The sequence below is a fragment of the Streptomyces sp. PL-25 genome, assembly GCF_058344915.1.
In genome coordinates this window covers 260,361-280,143 of sequence record NZ_CP136997.1, presented here as the reverse complement: position 1 = coordinate 280,143, position 19,783 = coordinate 260,361, and the positions used below count along the sequence as shown (strand labels likewise).

The following is a 19,783-nucleotide window of genomic DNA, read 5'->3' as shown; positions in this document are numbered from 1 at the left end:
CCGTGCCGTGCCGTGCTGTGCTGTGCTCAGTTCACATAGACCTCCGCCCGGTCGACGCTCACGAAGGACGCCTTGGACTGCCCGTCGTGCTCACCCGTGACCCGCACCCGCAGGGTGTGCCGTCCGGAGGGCAGCCGCGGACTGAGGTACTGGAGGGTCTCCCCGGTGCGGATCGCGCCGTAGTAGTCCAGCCGTTGCTCGGGACCGCCGTCGATGCTCAGCGCCGCGTAGCCGTTGCCCGTGTCCCGTACGGACAGCAGCGCGATCCGGGTGCCGGTGAAGGTGAACGTGGCGGTGTTCTGCGCCCGGTCGCTCCAGTGGTCGTCGCCCCAGAAGCACTGCACGGCGCAGCCGGACCCCGAGTTCCAGGCGCCGGTGTAGGCGACGCTCCCGGGACCGTTCGAACGGCCGTCGTCGTTGATCCAGTAGGCGCCCGGACCCGGGTCGCCGGACGGCAGGTCCTGGGTGGCGCCGGTGGCGAGCGGCACGCCGAGGTCGGGGCTGCCGTCCGCGTGCCAGGTGATGCGCTGCGCCCGGGTGGTGCGGTCGCCGTAGGTGTAGGCCGAGGTGGTCTTGGCGTGGTAGACGATCCAGTCCTCGGTGCCGTCCGGCGAGCGGAAGAAGGCGTGGTGCCCGGGGCCGTACACCCCGTGGGCGTCGGCGCGGGAGAAGACCGGGCCCTGGTGCTGCGTCCAGTTGCCGGGCACCAGCGGATCGGCGCCGGACGGCAGCGACATCATCCATACCTGGTAGTCGGGCTTGCCCGTGTCGCAGGTCGAATACGTCATCCAGGTGCGGCCATTGCGGTACAGGAACTCCGGGCCTTCCCGGACCTCCGGGCAGCCGCCGGCGCCGTTGATCGCGACGGCGTCGCCCGAGACGGTGTACGGGTTCGACAGCGGCGCGATGTTGAGACCGTTGTGCTGGTACGCGTTGATGCCGCTGTAGGCCAGGTAGAGACGGCCGTTGTGCTGGAGGATGCCCGGATCGATGGCGAAGTCGGAGGCGTGGTTGGGCGGCGCCAGCTTCGCCTTGAAGTGGTAGGGCCCGGCCGGGTCGTCCCGGTCGGACTCCGCGACGTAGATCCGGTGGTGGTCGTCGGTGCCGTCGTCGGCGGTGTAGTACAGGTACCAGCGGCCGTCGAAGCGGTAGAACTCCGGTGCCCAGATGTCCCGGTCGCGGGAGGCGTCCGTGTCGGTCCAGACGGTGACCGGATCGGCGGTCAGCAGGGTGCTCAGGGACGGCGAGCGCCACATGCGGATGCTGCCGCCCTGGGTGGTGGTGAGGTAGTAGTTCCCGTTCCAGTACGTCATGAACGGGTCGGGGCCGGTGTTGAGCGGGTTGCGGAACGTGCCCGCGGCGGCGGCGCGTTCGGCCGTCGCCGCGGCGGCGGGGTGCACCGCGCCCGCCCCGGCCAGCAGCAGTCCGAGCGCGGCCAGCAGGCCGAGCAGGCGCAGGCGGAGTGTGCGCCGGTGCCGGTGTGGGGGAGGCGGTGTCCGGTGGAGTCGTGTGCGCATGGGGGGCTCCTTCTCGGGGACCGTGGTGCGCGGAGCGCGAAGGTGCTTTTCATCGTTGCAATGTCGACGGTGCGCCACCGTAGGACGGTGCTGAAAGGCCGTCAAGGCAGCGTGGCGGCCGGTCGGCGGGCCGGGGCGAGGCGGCCCCGGCGCACGGGCGGGGTGTTTTCGCTGGACATGGCTTGCCAGAGCGGAGCCCGGCCCCGTATAACGTTGGAAATCCGGTACCGGGCCGGCCCGCCGGACGGCCGGTGCGCCGGGCCCGGCTGTCGGGCGGGGGCGGGGTGGCCGTCGGCCCGGGGGCCCTGCCCCGGACGGGGAGGAACAGCGTGCGGGTGAGCCTGAAGGACGTCGCGTCGCACGCGGGTGTCTCCATCAAGACCGTCTCCAACGTGGTCAACGACCATCCGCACGTCAGCCCGGCGATGCGGGCACGGGTGCAGAAGTCCATCGACGAACTCGGCTACCGCCCCAACCTCACCGCCCGGCATCTGCGCAAGGGCAGGACCGGGATCGTCGCCCTCGCCCTGCCCGAACTGGGCAACCCCTACTTCGCCGAACTGGCCGCCGAGGTGGTCGACGCGGCCGCCGCGCACGACTACACCGTCCTGCTCGACCACACCGGCGGGCGGCGCGACCAGGAGGCCCTGGTCAGCCAGGGCTTCCGGGCCAGGGTGATCGACGGGCTGATCCTGAGCCCCATCGAGCTGGAGGCCGAGGACCTGCGCGCGCGGGCCGAGCCGGTCCCGCTGGTGCTGCTCGGCGAGCGCGAGTACGACCTGCCCTACGACCACATCGCCATCGACAACGTCGCCGCCGCCCGCGAGGCGGTGCGGCACCTCATCTCGCTCGGGCGGCGCGACATCGCGTTCCTGGGCGCGCGGCGCGGTCGCAGCCAGCCCGCCCATCTGCGGCTGCGCGGCTGGCGTGAGGCGCTGGACGCGGCCGGACTCGTCGCCGACCACCGGCTGGTGGCGGCCACCGACGGCTGGGGGCACGCCGACGGGGCGGCGGCCATGGCCCGGCTGCTGGACGCCGGGCACCGGCCCGACGCGGTGTTCGCCTACAACGACCCCATCGCCATCGGCGCCATGCGCGTCCTGGCCGAACGCGGGCTGCGCGTCCCCGAGGACGTCGCCGTGGTCGGCTTCGACGACGTGGTCGAGGGCCGGTTCGGCGCCGTCACCCTCACCTCGGTCTCACCCGACAAGGCGTCCATCGCCAGGATGGCGGTGGAGTCGGTGCTGTCCCAACTGGACGGCGCGCCCCGGGGAGAGGCCCGCCGCATCCACGCCGGCTACCGCCTGGTCCGCCGGGAGAGCACCCTCGGGTCGGACGCCCCGCCGCCCACTCCGGCCTGACCCGCCGTAGAGCGGAGCCGTCAGCCGTCAGCCGTCAGCGGTCAGCGTCAGCGGTCAGCGGTCAGCCGTCAGCGGTACGGCTGTGCAGACGGCGCGGCCACGGCCACGGACAGCCGGGTGCCGAGCCGCACACCGGCCGCGTCCCGCCCGCCCGCATGGCCGCACGGCCGGTCAGCGGCTGGTGCCGAAGTCCTGCGTCCAGTAGCCGCCGGGCTGGGCCAGGCCCACACCGATCTCCTTGAACGCGCAGTTGAGGATGTTGGCCTTGTGTCCGGGGCTGTCCATCCAGGCCGCCATGACCTGCGCCGCGCTGGTGTAGCCGTAGGCGACGTTCTCGCCGTAGGTGCTCCAGGTGTATCCGGCGGCGGTGATCCGGTCGCCGGGCGCGGATCCGTCGGACCCGGTGTGCGACATGTTCCGGTGGGCCGCCATGTCCTCGCTGTGTGCCTGGGCGGCCGCCGCGAGGGCCGGGTTGGCGGTCAGCGCCGAGCAACCCGCCTTCGCCCGCTCGTTGTTGACGAGCGCCAGGATCTGGGCGGCGGAGTCCGACGGAGCCGAGGCGCCGGGCGCCGGGCTGGCGGAGGCGGTGGGGGACGCGGGGGTGGTGGTGGCGGGCGCGGTGGGCCGGGCGGTGTGCGAGGCGGCCGGTGAGGCGGCGGCGGCGCCGTGGTGCTTGGCGGCGGAGCCGGGCGCGGCGGGCGCGGGGACGGTGGGTGCGGCGGAACGGCGGGCCGACGACGCGTCGCGCGGGTGCGGCGCGGCCGGGGTGCCGGGGGAGGACGACGCGGCCGGTGAGGAGGGCGCGGACGCTCCGGGCAGGGACGTACCCGCACCGGCGGTCGGGGACGGGGTGGCGGGAGCCGGCCTGCCGCTCGCCGTGCCGGGTGCGGAGCCGCCCCACGCGGACGGGTTCCACTGGACCGAGGGGATCTCCTCGGCGACGCGGTGCGTCTGTTGCGTTCCGCCGCCCGGCCAGCCGCCACAGGCCAGGGCGGCGGAGGGGATGCCGACGACGCCCACGGCGACGGCGGCGACGGCTATCCGCCGGTGGTACTGATGCTTGCGATGCTTGCCCATGCGTGACCTCACTCGGTAGTCGCCGAGCGCCTTCCATCGGGCGGCTCCGTGCGGAGCGCGCCTTCTGAACTGCGGCGATGCCTGCGAGTGGTCATCTTGGGACGGCGTCGAGCAGGGATGCAAAGGGCTGCGCTACTACGCTGCCTCGTAGCGCCGCGCGGCCTTGCGGAGCCGTCGCGGTACGTGCTGATCAGCGGTGCCCACCCGGTGCGGGGGCCTGGTCACGCGTCAGAAGCCCTCGGTGCGCGGGGAGGAGGAGAAGGGCGGCGCGCGGAGCGCCGACCCGCCGCGCACCGCCTCCCGCATCCGCATCAAGCCGGACAAGTCCCCTATGTCACCGGTGCGGCGCCTACTAACCGCGGGGCGTAGTAGCCGGACGCGCTGTGATCGATGTCACGGCCCCTGGGGCGCCGCAGCCGTACGGGCAGGGGGAGGTGTCCATTGCTGATGAGCGACCGCAGCGACCGCAGCGGCCGCAACCGGTCGGCGGACACGGCGAGTTCGATGCCGGGGAACCGGTCGAAGGGCCGGCGCAGGGTGGTGGCGGCCTCCATGCGGGCGAGCGGCGCGCCGAGGCAGGAGTGCACGGCCGTACTCGAACGCCATGTGGTCCTTGACCGGGCGGGTGACGTCGAAGCGGTCGGCGCCGGGCCCGTGCCGGTCGGGGTGGCGGTTCGCGGCGGCGTAGGAGGCGAGGATGGCGTCACCGCGCGGGATGATCTGGCCGCCGGGCAGCGGGATGTCCTTGACGGCGTAGCGCAACGGCAGGTGTTTGACGGCGGGTTCGTGCCGCAGTCTCTCCTCGACTACGTCGGACCGGTCGGCCTGCCCGGCGCGGACGCGGGCGAGTTGCCAGGTGTCACGGAGCAGCGCGGTGACGGCCCGGTCGATGGCGTTGACGGTGGTCTCGTACGCGGCGGAGAGCATCAGCGGCAGGGTGTCGCGCAGTTCGGTGCCGGACAGGCCGCCGCCGTCGCCCCTCGTCGCGGGCCGCGACCAGCAGGGAGGTCATGTCGTCGGCCGGCTCGCGCCGTTCGAGGGCGATCAGCTCCTTTCAGGTCCGCGAACGCGGCGGCGCCGTTCGCGGCGGCCTGCTCGGCGGTGAGCGTGGTGTCGAAGATGCCGTCGACCCCGGCCCGGAATCCGTCGCGACGGCTCTCGGGCACGCCCATGAGGCGGCTGATCACCGCGATCGGCAGCGGATGGGCGAAGCGCGCCCGCAGATCGGCGCCCTCTCCGGCGGCCAGCGCGGCCAGCGCGTCCAGGAGCGCGGCGACCGTGGACTCGGCACCGGGGCGCGGCGCTTCGATGCGGCGGGCGCCGAACGCGGGGGCGATCATCCGGGGCAGCCTGCGGTGGTCGGTGCCAAAGGCGGTGAACATGCTGTCCGCCGTGCCCCACAGGGCGAGCGGCCGGGCGGCGGCGGTCCCGGAGAGGGCGGTCCGGTGCCGGACGGCGTCCTCGGAGACGTCGGGGCTGGTCAGCAGTCGTTCGAGGAGCGCGGGGTCGGTGACGGCCCACGCACTCACCCCGAGGATGGCCACCCGGGCGCCGGCTCCCCGGGCGCGTGACGCCCGGTCTTCGGCGTGGTGGTCGGAGCCGGTGGGGTCCAGGACGATCACGGGCTGCTCGGACACGAGCGCGTCTCCTTCGGCGGAGGGACCACGTCCACGGACGCGCGGACCGCTCGGGCGGCCGGGGTGCCCGGGACCTCAGGTGAGGACGCCCCGGTATGTCCGTGACAGTGCGCCTCGGCGGCCCGGCGTGTTCCGCGCGGAGCCTTTCGTGCCCCGGGCGCCGGGCGGTGAAATCGGTTCGCGCGGAGCGGTTGCGCAGCGGCAGGCTGGTCCCATGGACCATGCGGAGGTGCTGCTCGTCGCAGGACGGGCCGGAGTCGGCAAGACCACGGTGGGATGGGAGGTCTCGGCGCTGCTGCGGGGCGCGGACGTCGCGCACGCGGTCATCGACGGGGACTTCATGGGACAGGTGCACCCGGCGCCGCCCCAGGACCCCGACCGGGCGCGGATCACCGAGGCGAGCCTGACCGCGGTGTGGGCCAACTTCGCACGGCACGGCTACCGTCGGCTGGTCTACACGAACACGCTCAGCGTGCTCACGGAGACGGCCGGCATGTTCCGGCGGGCGCTGGGCGCGGACGTACGGATCGTACGGGTCCTGCTCACCGCCTCCGACGCCACCGCCCGCGAGCGCCTGGTGCGCCGGGAGATCGGCTCGGAGCTGGAGCGGGAACTGACGGGCAGCGCCCGCAAGGCACGGCTGCTGGACCGGTACGCGCCCGCGGACACCGTCCGGGTGGCCACGGACGCGAGGACCGTGGCGGACATCGCCCGCGAGGTGGTGGCCGCCACCGGCTGGGCCGGACAGGACCGGCCCGCGCGGCCGCCCGCGTGACGCCCTCTCGCGGCGCCCCGGGGCCCGGGGCGCCGCGAGAGGCTCAGAACGCGCCGAACGCGGCGGCGTACCGGATCGTGCCGGCCGGAACCGGGCGGGCGTCGTCGAGGGGCAGGGCCATCATCGCCTCGTCGGGCACCTCGAAGGGGGCGCGGATGCCGAAGCGGGAGGCCGGGGTGAAGCCGAACCGCGGGTAGTACGCGGGGTGGCCGAGGACGACGACCAGGCGCTCGCCCCGGGCGCGTGCGGCGTCCAGGGCGGCGCGGACGGCGGCGGAGCCGGCGCCGGTGCGCTGGGCCGCGGGCAGCACCGCGCAGGGGGCCAGGGCCAGCGCGGGCCGGTCGCCGATGTGGCACCGGGTGAGCAGCGCGTGCCCGGTCACGGTGCCGTCGGGAGCGGTGGCCAGCAGGGAGAGCCCGTCGATCCAGGCGGTGGGATCGGTGCGCAGCGCGTCGACGAGGTCGGCCTCCGCCGGGGTGGGGAAGGCGGCGAGGTTGACGCCGCGCACGGCGGCGGTGTCGGCAGCGGTCTCGGGCCGGGTGGTCCAGTCGGTCATGGGGTCCACGGTACTCACGCGGCGGTGGTCGGCCGCAGGCGCTCCCGGTACTCCCGGGCCGCTGCCATCAGCGCGTCGAGGGCGTCCCTGGTGCGCGCGAGCTCGGCGATGTGCGCGGAGAGCCGGTCGCGCTCCTGCGCCATCCGCTCCAGCGCGGTGTCGGAGTGCTCCTCGCTGGGCGCGTCGACGCACGGCAGGAGTTCGGCGATGGTGCGGCTGGACAGCCCCGCGGCGTACAACCGCTGGATGAACGCCACCCGTTCGACCTCCACCTCGGTGTAGTGCCGCTGCCCACCGGTGCTGCGGGAACTGCTCAGCAACCCCTGCTCCTCGTAGTACCGCAAGGACCTGACGCTGACCCCCGTGCGCGACGCGAGCTCCCCGATCCGCATACGATCCTCACCTCTGTGACCTGCGGCACAACACTTGCCTCTGACGTCAATGTGAGGTTCTAGCGTAGCCGTCGTGCCCGAGAGCCGGGCACGGCAGAGCACGACGGAGTCCTGACATGACGACCCTCTTCGACAGCTACCGGCTCGGGGACCTGACCCTGCCCAACCGGGTGGTGATGGCCCCGATGACCCGGGTGCGGGCCGCCGCCGGGGGACTGGCGACGCCGTCGATGGCGGCGTACTACGCCCAGCGGGCGACGGCCGGACTGATCGTGTCCGAGGGGGTGCAGCCGAGCCTGGTCGGACAGTCGAACCCGGGGACACCGGGGCTGCACACCGACGAACAGGTCGAGTCCTGGCGTCCCGTGACCGCGGCCGTGCACGCCAACGGCGGCCGGATCTTCGCGCAGATCATGCACGGCGGGCGGGTCTCGCACCCCGACACGACCGGGATGCGGCCGGTGGGACCCTCGGCCGTCGCCGCGACCGGCGACGTGTTCACCCCCTCCGGGCCGCGCCCCGCACCCGTGCCGCGCGCCCTGGACACCGCCGAAGTGCCCGAGCACGCCCACGCGTACGCCCGAGCGGCCCGCCGAGCCGTGGACGCCGGTTTCGACGGTGTGGAACTGCACGGTGCCAACGGCTATCTGATCTCGCAGTTCCTCTCCTCCAACGCCAACCTCCGCACCGACCGCTACGGGGGCCCGGTCGCCCACCGGATCCGCTTCGCCGTCGAGGCGGTGTCCGCGACCGTCGACGCGGTGGGCGCCGCCCGGACCGGCATCCGGCTCTCCCCGGGCGGCACCTTCTGGGGCGTCGAGGAGCGTGACGTCCTGGAGCTGTACACCGCGCTCCTGGGCGAGCTGGCCCGGCTCCGTGTGGCCTACGTCCACCTGGAGGCAACGGCCGGTGAGGACCTGCTCCGGGAGCTGCGCCGGGCCTGGCCCGGCACCCTCGTCATGAACCCGGTGCTGCCGATGGGGGCCAGGCAGACCGGCCGCGCCGACGCCGACCACTGGCTCGGGCTGGGCGCCGAACTCATCAGCTTCGGCCGCGGTTTCATCGCCAACCCCGACCTGGTCGAGCGGCTGCGCACCGGCGTCCCCCTGGCCCCCGTCGACGAGAGCACGTACTACCAGGGCGGCGACGCCGGATACCTCACCTACCCCGCCCACCGGTACACGGCGGCGGGCTGACCGCCCGCACCGGCGCGGTGCGGCGGCGCCGAGGCGGCCTCCGCGCCGGCGCCGGACCGCGGGACGGTGCGCCCGGTGGCGTCCCCGCCCCTCAGCGCGGCAGGGAGGCGGTGTCCTCCCTGACCCGGTCCAGCAGGGCGGCGGGGGCGGGCACGCCCTGGAGGGCCGGGAGCATCAGCTGCCAGAAGGCGGTCAGCCGGTCCTCGATGAGACGCCGTTCGTCCAGCGCGTCGGACAGCGTGTGCAGACCGAAGAAGGCGGACACCAGGGTCGTCGCGTCCCGGACCGGCTCGGCCCCCGCGGCGAGTGCCCCTTCCGCACGGGCCTCGTCTAGCAGGTGCTCCACTGTGGCGATCCAGTCCAGGAACGGCGGGGGCATCTCCACGTTGATCGACCGGCGTTCGGCCCACAGCCGCGCGCCCGCGCGGACGAACACGTCGTCGCGGAAGGCGCGGGCGACCGCGTAACTGAGCCGCACCAGCCTCTCCAGCGCGGGCGCGCCCACGTTCTCGTGGCGGGCGATCAGTGCGGGCCAGGCGGCGAAATGCGCCTCGACCACCGCGCGCGCCAACTGCTCCTTGCCCGCGTAATGGAAATAGATGGCGCCGCTGGTCCGGGCGGACAGTTCGCTGATGTCGGCGATACTCGTCGCCGCGTACCCCTGTTCGAAGAACAGATGCGCGGCTGCCTGCAATACCGCCCTGCGGGTGTCAGCCGCCCGTTCGTGCACGCGTTTTCCTTGCCCTTGGGGAGATCGCGAGGGGGAATATAGCCCATTTGCGGGAAGGCCGGAAAGGCTCGGCATGCGCACCACTGAATGGTCTTATTAGCATCCTTTCATGGGCTCCGGGCGCAGTTCGCACGCGCCGCGTGCCTCCGACGGACCGCAGGGCCGCGGCGCCGGTGAGACGTGCCTGACACCGTCCAGCTGGTCGCGCACCGTCCCCCGCGAACTGGTCCACCGTGTCTCGGTCGCCGAGGTGCTGCTGACCGACGTACGGCCCTGTGGCCGCCTGGCCTTCTGCGCCGCCGCGCTGTGGCCGCGCTCGCATCCGACGTTCCCGCGCGGACACGACAGCCGGCACAGCCCGTGGCTGGTCGTCGAGACCGTGCGCCAGCTCGGCATCTACATCCCGCGGTGCCACTTCGGCGTCCCCGCCGCCGCCAGGTTCCTGATCGACGACGTCTCGTACCGGATCGACCCGGACCGTGAGCCGCGGGCGCCCCACGGCGGCAGCGAGATCACCTGCCGGGTCACGGTCACCGGGCTGACCGGGGCCCCCGGGTCCGACCACCCGCGCCGGATGCGGCTGCGGGCCGACTTCCGCAGCGGCGGGCAGGTGTTCGCACGTGCGGACGGCGGGGCGCGCTTCCTGACGGCCGAACGGTACGCGACGGTCCGCACCGTGAGCGCGGGCCCGCCGCCCCGCGCGGCCACCGCCCGCCCGCGGCCCCAGCCGGCCCTGCTCGGCGTCCCGGCGGAGGCGGACGCCCTGGTCGCGCTGGACGGCGGCACCCTGGTGGTGGACCCGGCCGACCTCCGTCACCCGTTCCTGTTCGACCACGAGACGGACCACGTCCCCGGGATGGCCCTGCTGGAGGCGGCGCGGCAGGCCGTGGCCCTGCGCAGCGCAGGACGCCTGGTCCGGCCGCTCGGCGGGCGGATGACCGCGTCGCACTTCACCGAACACGCCCCGCCCGCCGCCGTGGAGAGCACCGCGTACGGCCGTACGGCGGTCTTCCGCTTCCGCCAGGGCGGCGTGGTGACCGCCGGGGGCGTGCTCCGTTACCAGTGAGGCGTCACCCACAAGTGCGTATTGCGCTGGCAAACGCCTACAGATGAGCCGGTCGAGCGTAACGTTCATTATGTTCCGGTTCCGGAAGCAGGACGGCGCTTCTCGTCCGCGCCGCCCGCCTGTCCGCGCCTGCCGACCGGCCGTGATCGGCAGTGCTTCGCGCTTTGGCCGGCGAAGCACCGCAGCGGCCGGGTCCGAGCCGCTGACGGGCGCCCCCCACCCCCCACATGGCACCTCACGCCAAGAACGGCGAAGCACATGACGAAACAGCACACCCTCGATCCCGACTGGGCACCCGAAGCAGTCGTCTTCGACTGCGACGGCACCCTCGTCGACTCCGAACGGCACTGGGAACGCGCCCGTGGCGTCGTCCTGCGCGGCTTCGGCCACGCTCCCGGCCCGGAGTTCGCCGAGCGCAGCAAGGGCCTGCACTACACCGAGTGCGGAGCACTCATGGCCGAAGTGATCGGCAGACCGGACTGCGCCGAGGAGCTGGCGGAACAGCTTCTCGCCGCGTACCGCGCCCTGGTCGCCCGCGACCCGTCGCCCATGTCGGGCGCCCGGGAGCTGGTCACCGTCCTCAGCCGCACGGCACCCCTGGCCGTGGCCAGCAACTGCCCTGCGGATCTCGTGGAGTTCAGCCTGGAGTCGGTCGGTCTGCTCCACCACTTCGAGCACGTGGTCGTCCCCGAGGGCCCCATCCGGCCCAAGCCGTACCCGGACACCTACGCCGAGGCCGTCCGCCGCCTCGGCTCCAACGGCGAGAACGCGCTGGCCGTCGAGGACTCGGTCAACGGTCTGAGGGCGGCCAAGCGGGCCGGACTGCGCGTGGTCGGCGTCGGCGCCCGCCCCAGCCCGGACGCCCTCGACCTGTCCTCGCTGTGGGTCCGTGACCTGGAGGACCCCGAGCTCATGGCCTGGGCGAACGGGCTTCCGCCCGCGAAACGCGGTCGCTCCGGTGGCGCCTTCGAGCCGAGCGTGCCGTCTCCGGGAGGCCCGCCCGACACCGACGCCGACGTGCTGCGCTGAGCCTTCGGCCACCGGGCGGCGACCATGCGACGGCGTGCGCCCGCCCGGTTCCGGAGGCCCTCGGGACCGCCCGGCCCGCCGTGCCCTGAGCGGCATCGGCGGGCCGGTGCGCACACATGGGGGCCGCGCGGCACGGTACGCGCGGTCTCAGTTCTCCAGCAGCCGGATCGCGGCGGCCGGGCAGACCGCCGCGGACTCGCGCACCCCTTCCTCGTGCACCGGATCCGGGTCGCTGCTCAGCAGCAGCACGATGCCGTCGTCGTCCTGGTCGAAGACCTCGGGAGCCATCAGGACGCACTGCCCGGACGCGACGCACCTGGGCTGGTCCACTTCCACACGCATGGGTTTCTCGTTCCGTTCGCAGGGGTGTGCTACCAGGTGACCGGGAGTTCGTAGACGCCGTAGACGAGACCGTCGTGCTTGAACTCCAACCGGTCCATGTCGGTGGCCAGTTCGAGGGTGGGGATGCGGGAGTACAGGGTGCTGTAGACGACCTGCAGCTCGACACGGGCCAGCGGCTGGCCGAGGCACTGGTGCACGCCGTACCCGAAGGCCACATGGCGGCGGGCGTCGCGGGTGAGGTCGAGCCGGTCGGGTTCGGGGAAGGCCTCCGGGTCCCGGTTGGCGATCTCGTTGGCGAAGACCACACCGTCGCCCGCGCGGATCACCTGGCCGTCGATCTCGATGTCCGCCACCGCCACGCGCCGGCGCCCGGAGTGGGTGATGGTGAGATAGCGCAGCAGTTCCTCGACGGCCCCGGCGACGGTCCTGGGGTCGTCGGTGTCGCGGAGCAGGGCCAGCTGGTCCGGGTTGCGCAGCAGGGCCAGGGTGCCCAGCGCGATCATGTTCGCGGTGGTCTCGTGGCCCGCGCCGAGCAACAGCACGCCCGTCTCGGCCGCCTGACGCTGCGTCATCTCCCCGGTGGCCACCCGCTGCACCGCGAGCTGGGAGAGCAGGTCGTCGCCGGGATCGGCGAGCTTGACGGTCAGCAGCTCGTCCAGGTAGTCGGTCAGCGCCTCGGACGCCGCGAGCAGTTCCTCCGCCGTGGAGGTGCGGCGCACGATGACCCTGGTGTTGCGCTGGAAGAAGTCGTGCTTCTCGTAGGGGACGCCGAGCAGTTCGCAGATCACCAGGCTGGGCAGCGGCAGGGCGAAGGACTCGACCAGGTCCACCGGCTTGGGCCCGGCGAGCAGGGCGTCGATCAGATCGTCGACGATCTGCTGGATCGAGGGCCGCAGCGCCTCGACCTTCCTGATCGCGAAGGGAGCCGTCACCATGCGCCGCAGCCGGGCGTGTTCGGGGTCGTCCATGGTGATGAAGGTGCGCCGGGTCTGGTCGCGCACCTTCAGCCCGGCCGTGCGGTGCGGATAGCCGGGCAGGCTGGGGTCGGCGCTGATGCGCGGATCGCCCAGCAGGGCGCGTACGTCCTCGTGACGGGTGATCAGCCACGGACTGCTGCCGTCCCAGATACGCACCCGGGAGACGGGCCGGCCGGCCTGGAGGTCCCGGAGCGCGGGGGGCGGATCGAAGGGGCAGCCGGACGCCCGGGGCATCGGAAGTTCGGGCAACTGGGCCGGCGTGTCCGTCAGTGTGTCGGTCATACCTGCCTCCTCGGCAGAGGGAGCGGTCCCATCACTCCTTACAGTGTTAGGTGCTCAGGGCAACTATATGGACGGGGTCCGGGACGTCAACGACGGCGGACGTTCGCCGTTGCTATCCGGCCACCATGCGATCGACCACGGCGTCCGCCCGTTGCTCGATCCCGTCCGTGTCGACCTCGTAGGGCAACGCCATCGCGATGGCCACGATCCCGTGCAGCGCCGCCCACAGCATCAGGGCGTCCTCCTTGGCGTCCACCTGCGCGGAGCGCGCCCGGTGGCAGGCCGCGAGCGCCTCCTCCCACGCCGCGAGCACCAGCCACACCGGATGCCGGGGCAACTGCTCGCGCGGCCCGGCGACCCGCTCCACACCGAACATCAGCCGGTAGCGCCGCGGATTCTCCACCGCGAAGGCGCAATACCGCCGTGCCATCGCCCGTACGGCCGCACGCGGCCCGCCGTCGCCCCGCCCGGCCTCCCGCAGCTCCCCGACGAGCCGGTCGTAGGCCCGCTGCGTCACCGCCGCCACCAGCTCCGACCTGTCCTTGAAGTGCAGATACACACTCGGCGCCGAGATCCCGACCTCCCGTGCGACCGCGCGCAGCGACAGCGCCTCCTCCCGGCCCGACTCGGCCAGCAGCCGGGCCGCGGCCATCAGGATCTCCTCCTTCAGGGCACCGCCCGCGCCGCGCCGGCTCGGTGCGCGCCGCTTGAACGTGTCGGACACCTCGGCTCCTTCCCGACGCCCGTGGGAGCACGGCCGCTCGCAGAGCATTATCGGAAACTCCGCAGGCGGCCGGATCCCGACCCGGCCCGGCCCGCCGCCCGGTCTACCTCGGCCTGTCGCCGCCCGGCTCGTGCGCCGAGCGTGTGTTCCGGCGCTCGTCCCGCCGCAGACGGGCCCCCATGCCCCTCACACCGGCCCTCACGCCTCCCACGCCGGTTCGCGCCTGCTCGTCGGTCCGCGCTCGCGCGCCGGTCCGCACCCGCCCGGCGGACCGCGCCGGGCGCGCGCCGCGCCACCTGCGACGCTCCGGGAGCCGCCCGCGCTCGCGCGCGCAACATAATGGGTGGATGGAGCCCGAGCCGACCCCGCACCCCGGCGGTCCGACGCTGGCCCACCTCCTCGCCCTGGCCGGGCCCGGGATGCTCGACGTGGTCGCGGCACCGCTCGGCACCGACGTCCCGGTGGCCGACGTGGTGGTGCACGACGTCGGCGAGGACCGCGACGACGACTGGACGGCGCCCGGACACGTACTGCTCACCCCAGGGGCATCGGCCGACTCCCCGGAGGCGGCGGACGTCCTGCGCGCCGCCGACCGGGCCGGGGCCACCGCCGTGGTACTGCGCTCCGGGGCCCGCAGGCCGCCCGCGGCCCTGGCCGCGGCCGCCGCCCGGGGCCGCACCGCCCTGCTGCTGCGCGCCCCGGGCACCGACTGGACCGAGGTGCTCGGGCGGCTGCGTACCGCCCTGGCGCACAGCGGCGCCGGCGCCCCGGCCGGGATGGCGGGGCTGCGCCTCGGCGACCTGGCGGGACTGGCCAACACCGTGGCCGACCTGGTCGGCGGTGCCATCACCATCGAGGACCCGCGCTCCCGGGTGCTGGCCTACTCCCGGCTGGAGCACGCGGCGGACCCGCTGCGCCTGCTCACCATCCTCGGCCAGGAGGTGCCCCGCTGGCGGGTCGCCGAACTCCGCGAACGCGGCTTCTTCCAGGCGCTGTGGAGCAGCGGCGACGTGGTGCGGCTGCCCGCCGACGACCGCTATGCCGAGCGGCTGGCCATCGCCGTACGGCACGGCGGCGACGTGCTCGGCTCGATCTGGGCCGCCGCCGACGGGCGTCCGCTCGCCGAGGACGCGGCGGCGGCGCTGCGGACCGCGGCACGGGCCGCCGCACCGCATCTCGTGCACCACGAGGTCTGGGGCAGGGAGGAGGCCGGACGCCGCGAGCAGATGGTGAAGGACCTGCTCGAAGGCCGCCCCGGCGCCCAGCAGGCGGCCCGCGGACTCGGTGTGGCACCCGACGGGCCGTACACGGTCCTCGTCGCCGAGGTGTACGACACCCGCGATCCCGGGGGACCCACCGGTCCCCGTCCGTCCGGCCCCGCCGCGGCCTCCGGGGCGCCGGCCGCGGCCACGGACACCACCGGGCACCGGGTGCTGGACCTGCTCGCCCTCCAGGCCGCCGCCTCCCTGCCGGGCTGTGTGAGCGCCCGCTCGGGCGGCCGGCTGTTCGTCCTGACACCCGCCGCCGGGGGAGCCGAGGCCGACCCCGCGCGCCGTATGGTCGCCGCCGCACGCTCCGTCCCGCACAGCGTGGTCTTCGCCGGGGTGGGGCAGCGGGCGGCGGACCTGTCGGAGCTGCCCGCCTCCCGCGAGTCGGCCGAACTGGTGGTACGGGTCCTGCGCGAGCGGGCGGCCGCGGCCCCCGGACCCTGGACCTCGGCCTCGGCGCTCCACCGGGACGTGGTCTCCGAGGCCGCCCTGCTCCGGGTGCTCGACAGCGTCGAGCCCACCTGGCAGGAGATGAACGGGCCGGTGCACGCGATGGTCGCGCACGACCGGACGCACGGCTCCGCGTACGGCGAGTCGGTCGCCGCCTACCTGGACGCCTTCGGCGACACCCGGGCCGCGGCGCTCAGCCTCAACGTGCATCCCAACACCCTGCGCTACCGGCTGCGCCGCGCCCAGGAACTGTTCGGCGTCGACGTGGGCGACCCCGTGGGCCGACTGCTGGCGGGCCTCGGCCTCCGCCTCGCCCGGCGCGGTGGCTGACCCGGGCGCGGAAGCCGACCTGGGTGCGGAAGCCGACCTGGGCGCGGGCGCCGACCTGAGCGCGGGTGCCGGCCGGTGGAGGGCTGGCCACCATGATCATCCACTTGTCGGGTCGGACAATCCCGGGAGCGAGTCCTGGTCGTCTCGGACGAAGACGAGCGCCGCCACCGGGCCCGAAGCTGTTCGTGCGGCCCGGCGCCCGCCCGGTGAACCGGGGCGACGCGCGGCGCACGGCCGCGGCCTGCCCCGCGACGCGCGGCTTCCGGCAGACGTCTTCCGACACATGTGTGAGGTGTGGTTCAACGTGACTTCCGCTTCGGCCCGGCGACGGCGTACGGCGCGCGATGCGGCGCTGGCCGCAGCAGTCGAGGAAGGGCTCCTGGACACCCGGTCGCCCCTGATCGGCCTGCTGGACGTGGACGGTGTCCTGGCCGCCGTCGACCGCCTGCACGAGGCCTTCCACGGCCCGGCCGCCGTGCAGCACACCTTCGCGGCCAAGGCGTGTTCCCTCGTGCCGGTGCTGCGGCTGCTCGCCAGGGCCGGCATGGGCTGCGAGGTGGCCTCGCCCGGCGAACTGGAACTGGCGCTGGAGGCCGGCTTCACCGCCGACCGGCTGGTCTTCGACAGCCCCGCCAAGACGGTCGGGGAACTGCGGTTCGCGCTCGACCAGGGCATCGCCTTCAACGTCGACAACTTCCAGGAACTGGAGCGCGTCGACGCCCTGCTGGCCGGACGCACCCCCCGAGGGCCCGTCGGACTGCGAGTGAACCCGCAGGTGGGAGCCGGTGCCATCGGTGCGATGAGCACCGCGACCAGCACCTCCAAGTTCGGTGTCGCGCTGCGCGACGAAGGCGCCGTCCAGGCCGTGGCCGACGCCTTCGCGGCCCGTCCCTGGCTGACCCGGCTGCACGCCCACGTCGGCTCGCAGGGCTGCCCGCTGCCGCTCATCGCCCAGGGCATCCGCGCGGCCCACGAACTGGCCGAGCACATCAACACGGCGCTCGGCCGCCGCCAGATCACCTCGCTGGACATCGGCGGCGGCCTGCCCGTCGACTTCGACAGCGACGAGGACCGGCCGGGCTACGCCGACTACGTCACCGAACTGCGCGCGGCCGTACCCGAGTTGTTCGACGGCCGCTACAGCCTGGTCACCGAGTTCGGCCGCTCGCTGCTCGCCAAGAACGGCACGATCGCCTCCCTCGTCGAGTACACCAAGTCCGCCGGCGGACGCCGTATCGCCGTCACGCACGCGGGCGCCCAGGTCGCCACGCGCACCGTGTTCATGCCCGACGCCTGGCCCCTGCGCGCCGGGGTGTACGACGCCGCGGGCCGCCCCAAGCAGGGCGCGACGGAGACCGTCGACATCGCGGGCCCCTGCTGCTTCGCCGGGGACCTCACCGCCGTGGCGCGCGAACTCCCGGCCGTGGCGCCCGGCGACATCGTGGCGCTCTACGACACCGGCGCGTACTACTTCTCGAACCACTTCTCCTACAACTCGCTGCCGCGGCCCGCCGTCCACGGCTACCGCGCGGACGCCGAGGGCCGCATCCGCTTCGCCCTGGTCCGGGCGGCGCAGACCGTGCGCGAGGTGGTCGAGGAGAGCGGCGCCGCGCAGGCCGACACCCTCGTCGGACTGCTGGCCGCCGACCGCCCGGGGAGCGGTGCCGCGCACGAGGACGGTGCCGCCGCATGACCCTGGTACTGATCTCCGCCGACATGGAGGGGGCCACCGGCACGGTCCTGCCGGCCGACGTGACCGCGGGCACCGCGCGCCACGAACGCTTCCGCCGGCTGCTCACCGGTGACGTCAACGCGGCCGTCGCCGGGTTCGCGGACGCGGGAGCCGACGAGATCGTCGTCAACGACGCCCACTGCGGCATGGACAACATCCTGATCGAGGAGCTCGACCCGCGCGCCACCCTGATCGTGGGCCGGCACAAGCCGCTCGGCATGATGGAGGGCCTCGGTGCCGACGTGGACGCGGTCGCCTTCGTCGGCTACCACACCGGCGCGGGCGAGGACGGCGTCCTCGCGCACACGTATCTCTCGCACAGCGTCCTGGCCGTACGTGTCGACGGGGAAGCGGCCGACGAGGGGCGTCTCAACGCCCTGGTGGCCGCCGAGGCGGGCGTCCCCGTCGTCCTGGTCACCGGTGACGACCTCACCTGCGCCGCGGCCCGCCGGTACGCGCCCGGCTGCCGGACGGTCACCGTCAAGACGGCGATCTCCCGGCACGCGGCGCGCTGCCGCACCCCGGCCGCCACCGGCGCGGACATCCGCGCCACGGCGTCGGCGGCTCTCGCCGAGGCCCCGCCTCCGCCCGCCGCGCGCCCCGCACCGCATGTCGTGGAGGTCGACGTGGACAGCCCCTATCTCACCGAACGCGCCCGCGCCCTGGCCGGCGTCACCGCGGCGGACCCGCGCACCCTGCGCTTCGAGGCGGCCGACGCCGCGGAGGCGCTGCGCCGCTTCCGCGCCCTGACCTGGGTGCTCGGCGGCGGCCGGGAAGCCGACTGGACCTGACCCGCTCCGCTCCGCGACCGCGCCGCCCCCCCCCCGCATGCCCGACCCGTGCATTTGTGAATCCGTGAACTCGTGAACCGACGACCGAGGGAGACCCCCGTGCCCCCTGCCGACCCCCGCAGACCACAGCAAGCACCGGCACCACGACCCCAGCTGAGCCGTTCCCTGCGCAACCGGCACATGTCGATGATCGCCATCGGCGGTGCCATCGGCGCCGGACTCTTCGTCGGCAGCGGCTCGGTGATCAAGGCCGCGGGACCGGCCGCCATCATCTCGTACTGCCTGGCCGGCGCCCTCGTGCTGTGCACCATGCGCATGCTCGGCGAGATGGTCGTGGCCCGGCCGTCCGCGGGCTCGTTCGCCGACTACGCCCGCACCGCCATCGGCCCCTGGGCGGGCTTCACCATCGGCTGGCTGTACTGGTACTACTACGTCATCATCGTCGCCGTCGAGGCGGTCGCGGGCGCGTCGATCCTGCACGCCTGGATCGGACTGCCGCTGTGGGTCATGGCGATGGGCCTGATGGCGGTCATGACCGCGACCAACCTGCTGTCGGTGCGCTCCTTCGGCGAGTTCGAGTTCTGGTTCTCCTCGGTGAAGGTGGCCGCCATCGTCGCCTTCCTGATCGTCGGCGGCCTGTACGTCTTCGGCGCGTGGCCGGGCAGCTCCTTCGACTTCTCCAGCCTCACCGCGCACGGCGGCTTCGCCCCGCACGGCTTCACGTCGATCTTCTCGGCGATCGTCGTGGTCATCTTCGCCTTCGGCGGAGCGGAGATCGTCACCATCGCCGCCGCCGAGAGCAAGGAGCCCGAACGCTCCGTCGCCCGCGCCACGACCGGCATCATCTGGCGGATCATCCTGTTCTACGTCGGCTCGATCGTGCTGGTCGTCACCATCGTGCCGTGGGACAGCGCCAAGGTGCTCGCCAGTCCGTACGTCGCGGCCTGGGACATCATCGGCCTGCCCGGCGCCGGCACGCTCATGGACATCGTGATCCTCACCGCCGTGCTGAGCGTGCTCAACTCCTCGGTCTACGTCTCCTCCCGCATGCTGCTCGCCCTGGCCGCCCACGGAGACGCCCCGGCCTGGTCGGCGTCGACCGGCAGGCGCAACGTCCCGGTGCGCGCCATCCTCGCGGGAACGGTCGTCGGCTGGGTGTCCGTGATCCTCGCCTACCTCTCCCCGGACACGGTCTTCAGCTACCTGGTGAACTCCTCCGGAGCCATCGCCATCTTCATGTACCTGATGATCGGGGCGTCCCAGCTGCGCATGCGGCGGCGCCTGCAACGGGAGGCACCGGAGCGGCTGACCCTGCGCATGTGGTTCCACCCGTATCTGACCTGGGTGGTGATGGCGGGCTTCGCCGTGGTGCTGGTGGCCATGGCGGTCATCCACGACCAGCGGACCCAGCTGTTCACCAGTCTCGGCAGCCTCGCCGTCGTCCTGATCGCCTACGCCGTACGCCGTGTCAAGGGGCCGCGCCCCGAGCCGACGGCCGCCGCGGGCCAGGACGCCGACGCCCGGACCGGAGCCCTGCACATCCCCTGACGC

The 19,783-nt window shown here is 73.8% G+C and carries 17 protein-coding genes and 1 pseudogene; 9 read left to right on the top strand and 9 right to left on the bottom strand.

Annotated elements, in window-relative coordinates:
• Window positions 1-26: 26 nt before the first annotated feature.
• On the bottom strand, window positions 27-1,517 hold the full coding sequence (locus R4Z62_RS01230) for a family 43 glycosylhydrolase (RefSeq protein WP_491518875.1): 1,491 nt from the start codon (window positions 1,515-1,517) through the stop codon (window positions 27-29).
• Window positions 1,518-1,846: 329 nt separating this feature from the next.
• Here R4Z62_RS01230 and R4Z62_RS01225 point away from each other — a divergent pair, with 329 nt between their 5' ends.
• The gene (locus R4Z62_RS01225) at window positions 1,847-2,878 is read left to right on the top strand and encodes a LacI family DNA-binding transcriptional regulator (protein WP_064530994.1); all 1,032 of its coding nucleotides are present in this window, start codon (window positions 1,847-1,849) and stop codon (window positions 2,876-2,878) included.
• Between the two features lie 171 nt (window positions 2,879-3,049).
• Here R4Z62_RS01225 and R4Z62_RS01220 read toward each other — a convergent pair whose 3' ends face one another.
• Both R4Z62_RS01220 and R4Z62_RS01215 read right to left on the bottom strand, forming a co-directional pair.
• Complete coding sequence (locus R4Z62_RS01220; RefSeq protein ID WP_491518874.1) at window positions 3,050-3,955, bottom strand: CAP domain-containing protein; 906 nt, start codon at window positions 3,953-3,955, stop codon at window positions 3,050-3,052.
• Between the two features lie 329 nt (window positions 3,956-4,284).
• Window positions 4,285-5,592 (bottom strand): annotated as a pseudogene (locus R4Z62_RS01215) (cytochrome P450).
• A 214-nt stretch (window positions 5,593-5,806) separates the two neighbouring features.
• Here R4Z62_RS01215 and R4Z62_RS01210 point away from each other — a divergent pair.
• Window positions 5,807-6,367: an AAA family ATPase gene (locus R4Z62_RS01210; protein ID WP_491518873.1), complete on the top strand. Its 561-nt coding sequence runs from the start codon at window positions 5,807-5,809 to the stop codon at window positions 6,365-6,367.
• Between the two features lie 43 nt (window positions 6,368-6,410).
• Here the strand turns inward: R4Z62_RS01210 and R4Z62_RS01205 are convergent, their stop codons facing one another.
• Both R4Z62_RS01205 and R4Z62_RS01200 read right to left on the bottom strand, forming a co-directional pair.
• The gene (locus tag R4Z62_RS01205) at window positions 6,411-6,923 is read right to left on the bottom strand and encodes a GNAT family N-acetyltransferase (protein WP_491518872.1); all 513 of its coding nucleotides are present in this window, start codon (window positions 6,921-6,923) and stop codon (window positions 6,411-6,413) included.
• 14 nt (window positions 6,924-6,937) lie between these two features.
• The gene (locus R4Z62_RS01200; RefSeq protein WP_382846394.1) at window positions 6,938-7,315 is read right to left on the bottom strand and encodes a MerR family transcriptional regulator; all 378 of its coding nucleotides are present in this window, start codon (window positions 7,313-7,315) and stop codon (window positions 6,938-6,940) included.
• A gap of 116 nt (window positions 7,316-7,431) precedes the next feature.
• Here R4Z62_RS01200 and R4Z62_RS01195 point away from each other — a divergent pair, with 116 nt between their 5' ends.
• Window positions 7,432-8,511, top strand: coding sequence for an alkene reductase (locus tag R4Z62_RS01195; RefSeq protein ID WP_064530989.1), 1,080 nt, complete (start codon window positions 7,432-7,434; stop codon window positions 8,509-8,511).
• Between the two features lie 91 nt (window positions 8,512-8,602).
• Here R4Z62_RS01195 and R4Z62_RS01190 read toward each other — a convergent pair whose 3' ends face one another.
• Window positions 8,603-9,241 (bottom strand): ScbR family autoregulator-binding transcription factor, encoded by a 639-nt coding sequence (locus R4Z62_RS01190; RefSeq protein WP_491518871.1) that lies wholly within the window; start codon window positions 9,239-9,241, stop codon window positions 8,603-8,605.
• 109 nt (window positions 9,242-9,350) lie between these two features.
• On the opposite strand from R4Z62_RS01190, the gene R4Z62_RS01185 reads away from it, so the two are divergent.
• Together R4Z62_RS01185 and R4Z62_RS01180 are read left to right on the top strand one after the other, a co-directional pair.
• Window positions 9,351-10,307 carry a ScbA/BarX family gamma-butyrolactone biosynthesis protein gene (locus tag R4Z62_RS01185; protein ID WP_079158789.1) on the top strand — a complete coding sequence of 319 codons (957 nt, stop codon included), beginning with the start codon at window positions 9,351-9,353 and terminating at the stop codon, window positions 10,305-10,307.
• Between the two features lie 258 nt (window positions 10,308-10,565).
• Window positions 10,566-11,336, top strand: coding sequence for an HAD family hydrolase (locus R4Z62_RS01180; protein WP_491518870.1), 771 nt, complete (start codon window positions 10,566-10,568; stop codon window positions 11,334-11,336).
• Between the two features lie 147 nt (window positions 11,337-11,483).
• Here R4Z62_RS01180 and R4Z62_RS01175 read toward each other — a convergent pair whose 3' ends face one another.
• The 3 genes from R4Z62_RS01175 to R4Z62_RS01165 all read right to left on the bottom strand — a co-directional run bounded on the left by R4Z62_RS01175 (window position 11,484) and on the right by R4Z62_RS01165 (window position 13,661).
• Window positions 11,484-11,678: a ferredoxin gene (locus R4Z62_RS01175; RefSeq protein WP_018566178.1), complete on the bottom strand. Its 195-nt coding sequence runs from the start codon at window positions 11,676-11,678 to the stop codon at window positions 11,484-11,486.
• Between the two features lie 29 nt (window positions 11,679-11,707).
• Window positions 11,708-12,937 carry a cytochrome P450 gene (locus R4Z62_RS01170; RefSeq protein ID WP_385502146.1) on the bottom strand — a complete coding sequence of 410 codons (1,230 nt, stop codon included), beginning with the start codon at window positions 12,935-12,937 and terminating at the stop codon, window positions 11,708-11,710.
• 112 nt (window positions 12,938-13,049) lie between these two features.
• A complete protein-coding gene (locus R4Z62_RS01165) occupies window positions 13,050-13,661 on the bottom strand; it encodes a TetR/AcrR family transcriptional regulator (protein WP_037895074.1) in 612 nt (203 codons plus the stop codon).
• Window positions 13,662-14,008: 347 nt separating this feature from the next.
• On the opposite strand from R4Z62_RS01165, the gene R4Z62_RS01160 reads away from it, so the two are divergent.
• The 4 genes from R4Z62_RS01160 (at window position 14,009) to R4Z62_RS01145 (ending at window position 19,780) form a co-directional block, all read left to right on the top strand.
• Window positions 14,009-15,709 carry a PucR family transcriptional regulator gene (locus tag R4Z62_RS01160; protein WP_382846385.1) on the top strand — a complete coding sequence of 567 codons (1,701 nt, stop codon included), beginning with the start codon at window positions 14,009-14,011 and terminating at the stop codon, window positions 15,707-15,709.
• 283 nt (window positions 15,710-15,992) lie between these two features.
• Window positions 15,993-17,402 (top strand): diaminopimelate decarboxylase, encoded by a 1,410-nt coding sequence (locus tag R4Z62_RS01155; RefSeq protein WP_491518869.1) that lies wholly within the window; start codon window positions 15,993-15,995, stop codon window positions 17,400-17,402.
• On the top strand, window positions 17,399-18,232 hold the full coding sequence (locus R4Z62_RS01150) for a M55 family metallopeptidase (RefSeq protein WP_491518868.1): 834 nt from the start codon (window positions 17,399-17,401) through the stop codon (window positions 18,230-18,232). Before R4Z62_RS01155 ends, R4Z62_RS01150 begins: the two co-directional genes overlap by 4 nt.
• Before the next feature lie 99 nt (window positions 18,233-18,331).
• Window positions 18,332-19,780 (top strand): amino acid permease, encoded by a 1,449-nt coding sequence (locus R4Z62_RS01145; protein WP_491518867.1) that lies wholly within the window; start codon window positions 18,332-18,334, stop codon window positions 19,778-19,780.
• Window positions 19,781-19,783 lie beyond the last annotated feature (3 nt).

Bases quoted from the DNA above. Each gene is read 5' to 3' on its own strand.
- R4Z62_RS01200 (WP_382846394.1), bottom strand. From the start codon at position 7,315: ATGCGGATCGGGGAGCTCGCGTCGCGCACGGGGGTCAGCGTCAGGTCC.
- R4Z62_RS01170 (WP_385502146.1), bottom strand. From the start codon at position 12,937: ATGACCGACACACTGACGGACACGCCGGCCCAGTTGCCCGAACTTCCG.
- R4Z62_RS01210 (WP_491518873.1), top strand. From the start codon at position 5,807: ATGGACCATGCGGAGGTGCTGCTCGTCGCAGGACGGGCCGGAGTCGGC.
- R4Z62_RS01220 (WP_491518874.1), bottom strand. From the start codon at position 3,955: ATGGGCAAGCATCGCAAGCATCAGTACCACCGGCGGATAGCCGTCGCC.
- R4Z62_RS01175 (WP_018566178.1), bottom strand. From the start codon at position 11,678: ATGCGTGTGGAAGTGGACCAGCCCAGGTGCGTCGCGTCCGGGCAGTGC.
- R4Z62_RS01180 (WP_491518870.1), top strand. From the start codon at position 10,566: ATGACGAAACAGCACACCCTCGATCCCGACTGGGCACCCGAAGCAGTC.
- R4Z62_RS01185 (WP_079158789.1), top strand. From the start codon at position 9,351: ATGGGCTCCGGGCGCAGTTCGCACGCGCCGCGTGCCTCCGACGGACCG.
- R4Z62_RS01230 (WP_491518875.1), bottom strand. From the start codon at position 1,517: ATGCGCACACGACTCCACCGGACACCGCCTCCCCCACACCGGCACCGG.
- R4Z62_RS01155 (WP_491518869.1), top strand. From the start codon at position 15,993: ATGTGTGAGGTGTGGTTCAACGTGACTTCCGCTTCGGCCCGGCGACGG.
- R4Z62_RS01160 (WP_382846385.1), top strand. From the start codon at position 14,009: ATGGAGCCCGAGCCGACCCCGCACCCCGGCGGTCCGACGCTGGCCCAC.
- R4Z62_RS01150 (WP_491518868.1), top strand. From the start codon at position 17,399: ATGACCCTGGTACTGATCTCCGCCGACATGGAGGGGGCCACCGGCACG.
- R4Z62_RS01205 (WP_491518872.1), bottom strand. From the start codon at position 6,923: ATGACCGACTGGACCACCCGGCCCGAGACCGCTGCCGACACCGCCGCC.
- R4Z62_RS01195 (WP_064530989.1), top strand. From the start codon at position 7,432: ATGACGACCCTCTTCGACAGCTACCGGCTCGGGGACCTGACCCTGCCC.